At 56.9% G+C, this 13,080-nt stretch carries 12 protein-coding genes; 6 read left to right on the forward strand and 6 right to left on the reverse strand.

Annotated features, from left to right (window positions below):
* Nucleotides 1–5: 5 nt before the first annotated feature.
* Complete coding sequence (locus tag LT85_RS12265; RefSeq protein ID WP_081992318.1) at nucleotides 6–971, reverse strand: fatty acid desaturase; 966 nt, start codon at nucleotides 969–971, stop codon at nucleotides 6–8.
* A gap of 65 nt (nucleotides 972–1,036) precedes the next feature.
* Between LT85_RS12265 and LT85_RS26555 the strand changes: the two genes are divergently transcribed.
* Nucleotides 1,037–1,240: a hypothetical protein gene (locus tag LT85_RS26555; RefSeq protein ID WP_216595063.1), complete on the forward strand. Its 204-nt coding sequence runs from the start codon at nucleotides 1,037–1,039 to the stop codon at nucleotides 1,238–1,240.
* 21 nt (nucleotides 1,241–1,261) lie between these two features.
* On the opposite strand, the gene LT85_RS12270 is transcribed toward LT85_RS26555, so the two are convergent.
* Entirely contained in the window at nucleotides 1,262–1,831 is a 570-nt protein-coding gene (locus tag LT85_RS12270) for a uracil-DNA glycosylase family protein (RefSeq protein WP_367379801.1), read from the reverse strand.
* A gap of 265 nt (nucleotides 1,832–2,096) precedes the next feature.
* On the opposite strand from LT85_RS12270, the gene LT85_RS12275 reads away from it, so the two are divergent.
* Nucleotides 2,097–2,648, forward strand: a complete 552-nt coding sequence (locus LT85_RS12275) for a GNAT family N-acetyltransferase (RefSeq protein WP_038489112.1) — start codon at nucleotides 2,097–2,099, stop codon at nucleotides 2,646–2,648.
* 124 nt (nucleotides 2,649–2,772) lie between these two features.
* Nucleotides 2,773–3,570, forward strand: a complete 798-nt coding sequence (locus LT85_RS12280) for a transporter substrate-binding domain-containing protein (protein ID WP_038496021.1) — start codon at nucleotides 2,773–2,775, stop codon at nucleotides 3,568–3,570.
* 36 nt (nucleotides 3,571–3,606) lie between these two features.
* Here the strand turns inward: LT85_RS12280 and LT85_RS12285 are convergent, their stop codons facing one another.
* Nucleotides 3,607–5,412 carry a DUF885 domain-containing protein gene (locus tag LT85_RS12285; protein ID WP_253273724.1) on the reverse strand — a complete coding sequence of 602 codons (1,806 nt, stop codon included), beginning with the start codon at nucleotides 5,410–5,412 and terminating at the stop codon, nucleotides 3,607–3,609.
* Between the two features lie 54 nt (nucleotides 5,413–5,466).
* On the reverse strand, nucleotides 5,467–5,946 hold the full coding sequence (locus LT85_RS12290; RefSeq protein WP_081992321.1) for an acyl-CoA thioesterase: 480 nt from the start codon (nucleotides 5,944–5,946) through the stop codon (nucleotides 5,467–5,469).
* A 269-nt stretch (nucleotides 5,947–6,215) separates the two neighbouring features.
* Here LT85_RS12290 and LT85_RS12295 point away from each other — a divergent pair, with 269 nt between their 5' ends.
* A complete protein-coding gene (locus tag LT85_RS12295; RefSeq protein ID WP_038489116.1) occupies nucleotides 6,216–6,395 on the forward strand; it encodes a DUF3311 domain-containing protein in 180 nt (59 codons plus the stop codon).
* Entirely contained in the window at nucleotides 6,395–7,897 is a 1,503-nt protein-coding gene (gene mctP, locus LT85_RS12300) for a monocarboxylate uptake permease MctP (protein ID WP_038489118.1), read from the forward strand. The genes LT85_RS12295 and mctP overlap by 1 nt, the downstream gene beginning before the upstream one ends.
* A 74-nt stretch (nucleotides 7,898–7,971) precedes the next feature.
* Here mctP and LT85_RS12305 read toward each other — a convergent pair whose 3' ends face one another.
* Complete coding sequence (locus tag LT85_RS12305) at nucleotides 7,972–10,386, reverse strand: TonB-dependent receptor (protein ID WP_038489120.1); 2,415 nt, start codon at nucleotides 10,384–10,386, stop codon at nucleotides 7,972–7,974.
* A gap of 231 nt (nucleotides 10,387–10,617) precedes the next feature.
* On the reverse strand, nucleotides 10,618–11,406 hold the full coding sequence (locus LT85_RS12310; protein WP_172656975.1) for a deaminated glutathione amidase: 789 nt from the start codon (nucleotides 11,404–11,406) through the stop codon (nucleotides 10,618–10,620).
* Nucleotides 11,407–11,685: 279 nt separating this feature from the next.
* On the opposite strand from LT85_RS12310, the gene LT85_RS12315 reads away from it, so the two are divergent.
* Nucleotides 11,686–13,068 (forward strand): FAD-containing oxidoreductase, encoded by a 1,383-nt coding sequence (locus LT85_RS12315; RefSeq protein WP_038489124.1) that lies wholly within the window; start codon nucleotides 11,686–11,688, stop codon nucleotides 13,066–13,068.
* Nucleotides 13,069–13,080 lie beyond the last annotated feature (12 nt).

The following is a 13,080-nucleotide window of genomic DNA, read 5'->3' on the forward strand; positions in this document are numbered from 1 at the left end:
CAAATTCAGGCAAACGGGTGAACATCGGCAATCACCGGCGTGTTGCGATAGCGCCACAGCAAAGGCAGATAACCGTGTTCGACGAACCCTTCGGACTGCTCCAGGTAACTATCGCGTTTGGCCAGGTAGGCTAGCCGCAGATGAAACCAGGGCAGTCGGGGATGAAGGTGATGTACCAGATGATAATTCAGATTCAGAAATAATAGGCGCCATGGCCATGCCGCCTCGTTGATGACGGAGCGCGCATGTTCGGCGGTCTCCGCCCGATGTTCAAACAAGGAGCGCACCATGGTCAGGCTTAACGCCGGGTAGGCAATCATCAGTACATAGAAGAATGGCGATATGCCTGCACGCTGAAGAAATGCCAGCATCCCGGCCAGCAAGAAGGCGTGGCCGCCCCAGGTAATTGCGGTTTTACGGTTGCGCGACAGCCAGGCTGTACGAATGGTTTGCGACCACGCATATGCCGGACCGATCAGCAGGCGGCCAGCCGACGTGTTGCGAAAACGTCGCCATTGCAAGCGGCGGTCGCTATGGGGTGGCAGCATTTGAGACACATAATAGGTTTCCGGATCGACGCCAGGCAGCGTCAGGGTCTCGTTATGGTGATGACCGAGATGGCTGTCGCGGTATACCGCATACGGATACCACACTGCCAGCGGCAACTGGCCAAGCAGGGCGTTGAAGCGCGTGTTGGCTGTCGGATGGCCGTGAATCAGCTCATGTTGCAGCGACATGTACCAGGCAGTCAGGATAATGAGCAGAGGTGTTCCCAGCCAGGGACCAAGCGCCTGCCAATGCAGCACGCAAACTAGCCAGCCGCCGTAGATTATGAAGATCAATCCCCATGTCGGCAGCTCTAGCCGCGACCACCAGGCTGCGGCTGGAAATAGGTTGTTTCCGGCGGTAGCGGTATTCGGACCGGTGTGGACAGGCAGACGCGCAGCCGCGCTCTGGAAGAAAGAGTACATGGGCGGCTCTCCATTGGTTTTTCACCAATATAGAGCGCTTAAGCCGGATAGCGGAACGAATCATTTTGAGTATGCATATGCAAATTCGGAGGATGCGAGCGCAGTCTCTTTTTGCCTGTTTTAAACTGGAAAACAAAGAAACAAAAAAACAAAAAAACAAAAAAACAAAAAAACAAAAAAACAAAAAAACAAAAAAACAAAAAAACAAAGAAACAAAGAAACAAATGCAGCTGGTTGCATTTCTGCCGCAAACCATATTCCCCGGATAAAATCTCAAAATGCGCAGGAACTCAGATATTGGCCTGCAAGATCCGGGTAATGCGTTGTTGCAAGACCGGTATCAATTCGGTTTCAAACCACGGATTACGTTTGACCCACAGATTGTTCCGCGGACTCGGATGCGGCAGCACCATGATGTCCTTCGCTCGATTCGGCCAATCTTGGACGGCTTCGGTAAGAGAGCTGTATTTATCAGGGAAATGGTAGGCCAGCGCGTACTGGCCGATCACCAGGGTCAGCTCGACATGCGCCAGCTGAGACAGGATCCTGGCCCGCCATTTTGGCGCGCATTCGGGACGAGGCGGTAAATCTCCGGACTTTCCAGTGCCAGGGTAGCAAAACCCCATAGGCAAGATGGCCAACATTTTTTCATCATAAAAAACCTCTCTGTCGATCCCCATCCAGTCGCGCAGCCTGTCGCCACTGGCGTCGTCGAAGGGTACGCCTGACAAATGCACCTTTTTACCAGGAGCCTGGCCAGCAATGAGGATCCGCGCAGCCGGATGCGCCTGAAGCACCGGATTGGGGCCGAGCGGCAGGAATTCGGCGCAGACATCGCATTGATGGACGTCTTTCAGCAAGGACCTGAACTGAGGAGAGATCATACAGTCTTTCTTATTTCAAAAAATGGCATACGCATGCAGCAAATAATGCGCTGGCAATGACCATTGATCAAGGCATATGAGGTGCTGCCATGCCAGTTGGCATTGCTGTAACCTTCACTTCTTGAGCAGCCGCCAATCGCAAAACACCTGTTTCTACGGTGACTAGAACCCGTCTGCAGGAAGACGGCGCCAAGATAAGATATGCTCTTTTCACCCGTCCACAACAAAGCGGAAGACACCAATGATTACCTTCGAGATGAGCGACAAGATCGGCGATCTGGAACGTATTGTTGAGCTACAGCAGATCAATCTTCCGGATGCTGTTGCTTCCGACCAGCGGCTGACGGAAGGCTTCGTCACCATGCAATACACGGTCCAAGAGTTGCAACTCATGTGCGGCGCGTACCGGCATGCCGTAGCAAAATCCGACGGCATCGTCATCGGTTATGCCCTGACCATGATGAAGGATTGCCGGACTTCTTTCCCATTTCTCGACAGCATGTTCGATGACGCCGAGGCTGCCGTTTTTGACGGCAGGCCGCTGCGAGATCATCCTTATTTTTTCATGGGGCAAATCTGTGTCGACAAGGCGTTCCGCGGCAAGGGTGTTTTCAGGAGGCTCTACGAAACGCTGAGAGAGCACATGCGCACTGAATGTGATTTTATTGTTACAGAGGTGTCGGTCAATAATCCCCGATCCCTGGGGGCGCACCGGCAAATCGGATTCACGGATATCGCACATGGCGGCGCGGGAAGCACGGAATGGCGCGTGATTGCATGGGACTGGCGTTGATGACCCTGGTCTTGGCATATTTATTGCGTAAGATTGTATGCGCGCCAGTCCGGCACGATCGCGGTTACACTGCTTGAAGCGCCGCGACTATCCCTCCATCAATATCTTCATTCAGGTGAATCTGATGAGACTTGCAAAACTGCTGCTTCTGCTGTCCCTCAATGCATTCCTTGTGTGTGCACAGAGTGCACGCGCCGACGGTTTGAGCGATGTCCAGAAACGCGGCATCCTGCGGGTAGCCGTGCCGCAGGATTTCGCGCCGTTCGGCTCCGTCACGCCAGGCCTGAAACTGCAAGGACTGGACATTGATGTCGCAGCGCTGATCGCCAAGAACATGGGTGTGAAGCTGGAATTGGTGCCGGTCAGCAGCGCTAACCGCATCGCCTATCTGCAGACGCACAAGGCCGATCTGGTGATATCCACCTTGGGCAAGAACGCCGAGCGTGAAAAAGTCATCGCGTTTTCGCAGCCGTATTCGCCCTATAACAATAGCGTTTTCGGTCCGGCCGGGATTAAGGTCTCAGGTCCTGCCGATTTGGCAGGCAAGACCATCGGCGTGGCGCGGGGCACTTTCCAGGATAGCCAGCTTACCGATACCGCACCGGCGAGCGCCACCATCAAACGCTATGAAGATAACAACGGCATGATCTCCGCATATTTGGCTGGGCAGGTGCAACTGGTCGGCACCGGCGATTTCGTCGCTGTAGCGCTGGCGGGAAAGGCGGCCGGCAACAAGCCGCAAATGAAATACATCATCCAGGAATCAGCCTGCTATGTGGGTTTGTTGAAGGAAGAACCGGCGTTGATGGCGAGCGTCAACGCCGCGCTGACGCAAGCGAAGAAAGATAATGCGCTGAATGGCATCGTGCAAAAATGGCTGAATGTGCCGTTGCCCGGAAAGCTGGCGAAACAGCTTGAATGAACTGCCTTTAGTGATTTTCCAATAGTAGAACGCCCATTACCGCTGCGGATAAGGCGACTTGCCGCCATCGCTGATGAATTGATCGATCCGCGCATTCAGTACCGGCAGCGGGACCGAACCGGTGGACAGCACGGCATCGTGGAAGGCCCGGATGTCGAATTTTGTCCCAAGGGCTTGCTCGGCGCGGGTGCGGTCATCACGTATCGCCATCTCGCCCAGGTAATAGGACAAGGCCTGGGCCGGCCAGCTGATATAGCGATCAACTTCGGTTTCGATTTCATGATCGGCCAGCGCGGTGTTCTCGCGCAGGTAATCCTGCGCTTGTTCGCGCGTCCAATGCAGATGATGCAGGCCGGTGTCGACTACCAGTCGCGCCGCACGCCAAGCCTGGTAGCTCAGGTAACCGAAACGTGCGTAGGGCGTGGTGTACATGCCCATTTCCTGGCCCAGGTATTCGCTATACAGCGCCCAGCCTTCACCGTAGGCCGAGATGTAGTTGCGGCGACGGAAGTCGGGCAAGCCATCCATCTCGGCGGCCAGCGGCATCTGCAAGGCATGGCCGGGTGAAGATTCGTGCAGCGTCAGTGCCGGCAACGAGTAAGTCGGGCGGGAAGGCAGGTCATACGTATTGACCAGGTAGGTGCCCGGGCCGCCCCGGCCACTGGTATAGATCGGCGCCAGCTCTGCCGGCACCGGTTCGATCGCAAAGCGACGTCGCGGCAGGCGGCCGATGTAGTCGCCAACCTTACCATCAACCTGCTTGGCGATCCATGCAGCGTCCTTGAGCAATTCGTCCGGTGTCTTGGCGTAGAACTGCGGGTCGGTACGCAGGAAATGCAGGAAATCGGCAAAGCTGCCCTTGAAGCCGGTCTCCTTGATGGTGTCCAGCATCTGCTGATGAATGCTGGTCATTTCCTGAAGCCCCAGCGCGTGGATCGCATCGGGGTTCATGTCCAGCGTGGTGTATTCGAGAATCTGTGAGCGATAGAACGCTTTGCCGTCAGGCAGGTCTTCAGCGGCGAGACTGTCGCGCGCTTTGGGGATGTACTCGTTGCGCATGAAGGCGAGTAGCTTGGCGTAGGCGGGGATGACATCATGCTTGATTGCAGCGAGTGCTTCGGCGCGAAGCCGGGCTTGTTCCTCTGCCTGAATGACTGTGGGCATTTTCTTGTAAGGCGTGTAGAACAGGTTCTGCTCGCCGATGGCGTCGGCGATGGTCGCGATCGCCTCATCACGTCCCTTGAGGATGATCTTCGGCTGGACGAAGCCGTGCGCCAGGCCTAAACGCATATTGGCGATCTGCTCGTCGAAATAGCGCGGCATATCATGCAGCTGGCCGAGATAGTCCTGATAGCTCTTCAGAGAAGTAAACGTGCCGCGTGCGGTAAAGCCGAGATCGCTCCAAAACGCCGAATCGCTGTTGAACGGCATTTCCCACATGCGGAATTTCTGTCTTGCCAGCAGTACTTCGATCTGTTGTTTGTAGACGGCGTAATTGACCGGGTCCTCGCCTTTCAACCGATTCTTGGGGATCGCATTGAGCCGATTGAGCACCTTGGTCCAGTACTGCTCGCGCATGGTTTGGGCAGCGGCGTCCACTTTGGGCAGATGGTCGGCTGGAGACCCCTGGCTGTCCTCATCGTCAGCGCCGGCAAACTGTTGCTGACGCCACAGCCATTCCTGCGTGTACAGCGCATGGAACTGCTGGCTGGCGTCGGTCACGGGTGGTGCGGTAGCAGCAAGCGCGGCAGCCGCTGAGAAGATGTACAGTCCAAACAAGCAGGCAAAGCGTGCGCGCGAAGATATCATCGGAACCGTTTCTGTCGATAGTGATGCGATCATGCATAGGCGCAGACCGCCAGGATAAAAAGCCTGGAAAAAGGCCACAGACCGTCTTCAGGTCGGCTTGACCTCTTCAAAGCGGCGTGCCAGTTCCTGGCGCAACTGCTTGCGCAGGATGGCGCCTTCAAAGCGCCGTTTCTCCTCAGCGCTGAACGGCCGCAACGGTGGTACGGCGATCGGCCGCCGTTCGTGATCCACGGCCACCATCGTGAAAAAACAACTGTTCACATGACGCACCACTTGGGTGCGGATGTCCTCGGCCACGACCTTGATGCCGACTTCCATCGATGAAGTGCCTGTGTGGTTGACGCTGGCCAGGAAGCTGACCAGCTCGCCGACATGAATCGGCTGGCGGAAAGTGACCTGGTCCACACTCAGGGTCACCACGTATTGCGCCGCATAGCGGCTGGCGCAGGCATACGCCACCTGGTCGAGCAGCTTGAGAATGGCGCCGCCATGGACGTTACCGGAAAAATTAGCCATATCGGGCGACATCAGTATGGTCATGGTGAGCTGGTGAGATGGCATATCCATAGTTGACGGTGTTCTCTTTGTTCTAAAAGTGGGAAAGGGCGGCTACAAGCCTATCCTAAAATGCCCGGCGCGGGCAAGGCACGGGGCCGATATCATGGACAAAACCCAGGATCGGCGACGGTATTATAATGAGATCCGTTGCTGGCCGGCATTGCCCTGGACGATACCGGCGCATTCACTCGCGGTGCGATGAAAAGCCTCCCCGGTGAAAATTGGCAAATTCCGAAAAACGAATAAAACATTTTGCCAGGTCAAAAAGGAGTCGGTCCATGCGGTATTTACTAGCATTACCTTTCATCGGCCTTTTGTGGGTGCCATTTTATAACCATGAATTGCCCGCCTTGTTCGGCTTTCCCTTCTTTTACTGGTATCAATTTCTCTGGGTGCCGTTGACTGCGCTCATCATCTGGCTGGTCTATCGCAACGACCTGAAAAAGGGAGTCGAATAATGGATGGCCAGATCAACTGGACCGCGCTGTCGGTTTTTGTATTTTTCTTCGCACTCGTCACGGTGATGGGTTTCTGGGCCTCGCGCTGGCAAAGCGGCAAAAGCAACAAGGGGCAGCATCTGGATGAATGGGGCCTGGGCGGCCGTAACTTCGGCACCTGGATCACCTGGTTTCTGGTCGGCGGCGATTTCTATACCGCCTATACCGTGATTGCCGTCCCAGCGCTGGTCTATGCGGTGGGCGCTTACGGCTTCTTCGCCTTGCCCTATACGATCCTGGTGTATCCGATCGTGTTCGTGATCATGCCCAAGCTCTGGCATGCCGCCCATAAGGCGGGTCATGTGACCGCTGCCGATGTCGTCTACGGGCGCTACTCCTCGCGCAAGCTGGAATTCGCGATTGCGCTGACCGGCGTGTTTGCCACCATGCCTTACATCTCGCTGCAGCTGATCGGTATGGAAGTCGTGATCAAGGCGCTCGGCATCAGCGGCGAGCTGCCATTGCTGGCGGCCTTCGTGATACTGGCCCTGTACACCTATTCGGCCGGGTTGCGGGCACCGGCGCTGATCGCTTTCGTCAAGGATCTGATGATCTATATCGTGGTCCTCGTCGCAGTGGTGCTGGTGCCGATGAAACTGGGCGGGTACGGCGTGGTGTTCGCTTCCGCCAGCGATGCTTTCGCCGCCAAAGGCGGTGCAACCGGGCTGACCTTGAAATCTGCGCAAATCCTGCCGTTTGCCACCTTGGCGCTGGGTTCGGCCATGGCGGCGTTCATGTATCCGCACACGCTGACCGGTATTTTTGCCGCCAAGAGCGCCGACACCATCCGCAAGAATGCCGTTTTCCTGCCAGCCTATACCGTGCTGCTTGGACTGATCGCCTTGCTGGGTTTCATGGCATATGCAGCGCATATCAAGGTGGAAAACAATAACGACGTAGTGCCGGCCCTGTTCAATGCACTGTTTCCAAGCTGGTTCAGCGGCTTTGCGTTTGCGGCTATCGCCATCGGCGCGCTGGTGCCGGCTGCGGTGATGTCGATCGGCGCAGCCAATCTGTTCACCCGCAATTTCTGGAAACCGTACGTCAATCCGGAGGTCACGCCCGCCGGCGAGGCCAAGGTTGCCAAGATCGTTTCGCTGGCGGTCAAGCTCGGCGCGGTAGTGTTCATTCTTTTCTTGCCGACCAAGTTCGCGCTTGATCTTCAACTGCTGGGCGGCGTCTGGATCCTGCAAACCTTTCCTGCCGTGGTCTTCGGGCTATTCTTCGGCTGGTTCGGACCGAATGCCTTGCTCGCCGGTTGGGCGGTGGGTATTGCCGGTGGCAGTTGGCTTGCCTATGCGGACGGCATCAAGCCTGTGCATACCTTGCACTTCGGCGGCGACAGTTATACCGTCTACACGGGTCTTCTGGCGCTGTTGCTCAATGTTGCGGTCGCGGTTGTGATTCAGCTATTGTCGGGCGGACGCTCCAAACAACAACTGTCGGCTGATGCGGCATCTTGATCGCCAGGTGAAAAACGCTTGTGCATGCCGGGCTTTCCAGAAGAAAGCCCAGCATGCAGACCCATCAACCGGATTTATGAAAAATCAGCCTTCAAAGTGAGAAAAGCCTGGCGCGGCGGAATCGGATAGGTGTTGTAAGTACCGCTGGCGGCGCCGACTACTACTTCCAATACCCCCTGGCGGTTAGCCAGGTTGGCCACGTTGAAATTCCAGCGCGGATTTTTCAGCAAACTACCCATGTACGGCAGCTTGCCTGACAGGTTCAAGCCCATCAGGAAATAGCTGGAGACATGCAAGTCGTTGGTATAGGTCGCATAACGCTTGCCGACGAAATCGCCGATCAGCTGGACTTCAACTCCGGCCACGGTCGCAGTGGCGACGAATTTATTCATCCAGGTAGGCGCCCCTGGCACAGTCTTGCCCGCAGTCTGCACCACGCTCGTGCCCGACGTGTAGTTGTCTTCGTATTGGGAGTGATTGTAAGAGATGGCGTCGTAGAACGAGACGTTGTTGCCGAAGTGCAGGGTGCCTGCCAGGTCGACGCCATCGGTTTTGACGCTGCCGACGTTGGCCAAAATAGCGTTACCGCCGATGATCGAACTGATGACCGGAGTAGGGCTGATCGATAGCAGGCGGTTGCTGAAATCCACATGGTAGAGGTCGATCTGGCCGTCGAATGCTTTGACGACGCCCCAGTCCAGTTGTCGCGTATCGCGCAAGCCTAGCTCATAGGTAATCGACGTTTCCGGTTTGGCCGTGGACTTGAACAGGTCGAACGCCTGTTGGCTGGCCAGGCTCCATGGCGATGCGCCGCCTGCGCCGTAAGTAACGAACTGGCGCATGTTCTTCTGGATATTGGCGAATATCTGGTCTTGTTTCGACAAATCCCAGCGCACACCCACACCCGGCAGGAACCAGCTCTTGGTCACGATTTCCCCGACCGGCAAGGCTTGCGATCCGTTACCGATTGCCGCCGGCGCTTCCTGCACCGGGAACTGGCCGTCGGCGAATTGCAGGCTGGACTTGAAGCCGGCTTGCAGCGCCAGGTTCGGCCGCAATTTCCATTCATCCTGCAAGTGGAACTGGGCCACCTTGTTGTCAATGCCGCTGCCATATTGGGTAATCAGCGGATTCGATGGACGGGTGTAAGGCGAGCTCGGATTGTTGACATCCAAGGCGTACCAGCGGCGATAGGCCTCCGAACGGTTGTGCTCCAGCCAGATACCGGTCTCGATCTGATGGTTGCCAAGGTCCCAGTGCAGCGTCGAGATATAGCCGTCGCGGTTGATGGTGTATTCGGTGGTGCGGGTGGCGTAGCCGGAATTGCCAAAGACCTGCTTCAGGTTCTGGTTCGGATAGTACACCGCGAACAGCGCCGGCAAGCCCGCCACGCCGATCGGGCCGGCAACCACGCCGACGCCATCGTCATGATGGAAATAGATCTGGTTGGTCCAGGTCAGATCAGGACTGATATTGGCTTCGTATTTGGCGTAGGTCAAAAAATCGGTACGCTGCGCATCGCTGTAATAGTTGTGGTAGTTGTTGCCATCGGCCGCCGGCGTGGCTCCGGTCGGCGACAGATACGCTTGCGCCGCAGCGAAATTCGGGTACAGGAAGGAACGCGTGTAGGGCGCGCTGGTTTCGCCTGCCACATGCACGGTCGAATCTTCGTTGGGTTCAGTCTTGTCGGAATAATCGGCAAACAGGGTCAGCCTGCCCGCGCTGCTATCGTGCACGAATTTGGCGTTGAACTGGTCGTTGCTCTGGCGGCCGTTGAAATCCCAGGCACGGGCTTCATGGTGCAGCGCTGAAAAATAGGCGCTGTTGCCATCGCCGAATTCACCGGTATCGACACGGATAAAGGTTCGCGACGTATTGTGGCTGCCGACGGTTTGCTGGACGTTGACGTTGTACTTCTGCAGCGGATCGCTGGAAAAGGTGTCGATGGTGCCGCCCAGGTTGCTGGTGGATGCCGTGCCCAGATCGCCGGCGCCAGTCGACAGGACCACGCTGCGCACGTTTTCGCTCGTGACGGCGCGTTGCGGCGACAAGCCGTTGTAGTTACCGTACTGCTGGTCGCCGAGCGGCACGCCATCCATGGTGTAGCCGAGCTGCTGGCCGTTGAAGCCATGCACGAACAGCGACAGGTTCTGTTCATTGTTGCCCCAAGGGTCGGCCGTCTGGAAGCTGACGCCAGGCAGCGTTTCCAATGCCTTCAGAGGATTCACGCCAGGCAGGATTTTCTGGATTTCATTGCCGCTCATGGATACCGTTGAACGCGTCTTGCGTGTTGAAATTTCGACGGTGGTTATCTGGCCGCCGTCTTTATCCGGCGCAGCCTCTGTTCCGCCGGTAGTGGTAGCGCTAACGTCTTGAGCAACAGTTTGTGCAGCTGCGTGGCCGCCGGCCAAGCTGGCGCAAAGCGCGGAAACAGCGAAAGCGATGCGCGCAGATTTACGGCGCACTACGGGATGCGAATGCTTGTTCATCAAAGACCTTTGGAAGGAAACAGGGGACGGAAAGTCGTCGTGCGAGAGACTAGCCTGCTGTCGTTACAGGGGAATGACGAACAATCCATGATGTGCAAGGCATGTGGCTTTTACGCCACTCGCTTCGCATTTCCAGAGGAGATGGAGATACAGTGCCGGTTGTCAGAGACCGGCTTTTTAAAGCAGCTTTCGATTGCTTTTTACCGCTCCGCTGTTTGCATATCAATAATCTTACGAAAGCTGCGGCGTTTCAAACCGGCGGTTTTCAAGCACCGGTAAAACACTCCTTGCATAGGCGATGCGCAGCGGGTCGATCTCGGCGAAAATCAGCGCCGGTCCTTCTGCGGCGCGCGCCACGGCCACTCCCAGGGGATCTACCACCATGCTATTGCCGATATTGCGCGGTCCGCATTCGCCGGCAGCAGCGACATAACAGGTGTTTTCCAATGCCCGAGCGGTAACCAGTACCTCCCAATGCGCTTCCTTCAGCGGTCCTCTGAGCCAGGCGGATGGAAGAACCAGCAACTCGGCGCCGTCCAGCACCAGGCGGCGCGCCAGTTCTGGGAAACGGACATCGTAGCAAGTCATCAAGCCAACCTTGAGACCCGCAACCTCCAGCAAAGGAGGAATCGCATCGCCGGGGCTGACGTTGGTCGACTCTTTCACGGAAAACGCGTCGTACAGATGCAGTTTGCGATATTGCGCAATGATTTCTCCGTTGCGCATCGCGATGAGCAGGTTGAAGACCCGTTCATGCCCGGCCGGGACGTGGACGCACATGACCACGGTAAGGGCAGAACCACGGCTGGCGGCCAGAAGCTGGGTCACGAACGGACCGTCCAGCGGTTGCGCCGACTTGAGCACAATATCGGGATCGGCAATGTCCCGCGCCAACACGCCTTCCGGCAACACCAGCAGATCAGCGGCGGCCTGTTGTGCTTGCGCCATCAAATCGATGCAAGTCTTTACATTTTCCTGCCATTCCCGCCTGACGGCAAACTGTCCGAGAGCAACTTTCATAATACGCGTCCGTTTGTATGCTTGAATAGAAGTCTACACCCGCTTGGCGAGAAACGGCTTTGCCCGATGTGCCACGACACTGGGGCGTATCGGACGCTTGGCCATATGCCGGCAAGGCCGGGCTGTTCCTGACGTTCGATAATGACGCGCCCATGGTTTTCAATATCGTCTTTGCACGTAGAATGGGTGATAGTAAAGAGGTAGCGCAGGATTGCGTTATCTCTCAGCGGCAATCTGCATGATGCAACTTCCTTTGATCAACGCGAAGGCGGAGGACACATGAACCAGCGATACGACGCAATTGTCATCGGCACCGGGCAGTCCGGTCCATCCCTGGCGGTACGGCTGGCGCAAGCCGGCCGCAAGACCGCCATCATAGAACGCAAGCGATTTGGCGGCACCTGCGTCAATAACGGCTGCATACCGACCAAGACCCTGATCGCCAGCGCTCGGGTGGCGCACATGGCGCGGCGCAGCGCCGAATTCGGTGTGCTGATCGACAGCCCCGTAAATGTCGACATGGCGCTCGTCAAAGCGCGCAAGGATTTGATCGTCAAGCAATCCAATGAAGGCGTCGCCACATGGCTCAGGAACACGCAAAACCTGACGGTGATCGAGGGACATGCCCGCTTTGAGGGACCACACACGATACGCGTCAACGGTGACTTGCTGGAAGCGGATGAAATTTTCATCAATGTCGGTGGCCGCGCCGCGGTACCTGATCTGCCGGGCCTGACAGAGATCGACTACCTGACCAATTCCGGCATGATGGAGGTGGATTTCCTGCCGCAGCACTTGCTGATTGTCGGCGGCAGCTACATCGGACTGGAATTCGCCCAAATGTATCGCCGCTTCGGCAGCGAGGTCACTGTGATAGAGGGCGGCCCGCGTCTGATTGGCCGTGAAGACGAGCAGGTGTCGGCACGCATCCGAGACATACTGGAAGGTGAAGGTATACACATCAAGCTCGCTGCCAGGATCCAGCGTGTCGAAAAGCGCGACGGCGCGTTGGTGCTGACGGTGGACGACAATGAGACTCTGCACGAGATATCGGGCTCGCATTTGCTGCTGGCGACTGGCCGCGTCCCCAATACTGGTGATCTCGGCCTGGAAACAACCGGCATCCAGACCGATGCGCGCGGCTATATCGTGGTGGATGACAAGCTATCCACCAGCGTAGCCGGGATCTGGGCCATGGGTGACGTCAATGGCCGCGGCGCTTTTACCCATACCTCTTACAACGATTATGAAATTGTGGCGTCCAATCTGCTCGATCATGCATCGCGCAGCGTCGCCGACCGTATCCCGGCCTATGCGCTGTTCATCGACCCGCCGCTTGCCAGGATCGGCATGACCGAGCGCGAAGTAATCGCCAGCGGCCGCCGGGCGCTGGTCGGCACCATGCAAATGGCAAGGGTAGGGCGCGCGCGTGAACGCGGTGAAACCCAGGGATACATGAGCGTGCTGGTGGATGCGGAGACCAGGAAAATCCTTGGTGCGATGCTACTCGGGATTGAGGGCGATGAGGTGATCCATTCGCTTCTCGACATCATGTATGCCGGCGCGCCTTACACGACTATCCAGCGCGCAATGCACATTCATCCCACCGTTTCCGAGCTGGTGCCGACGCTGCTGGGAGATCTCAAGCCCTTACAAGCTTAAACGGTCGTGGCT

Source organism: Collimonas arenae (genome assembly GCF_000786695.1).
Classification (GTDB): domain Bacteria; phylum Pseudomonadota; class Gammaproteobacteria; order Burkholderiales; family Burkholderiaceae_D; genus Collimonas; species Collimonas arenae_A.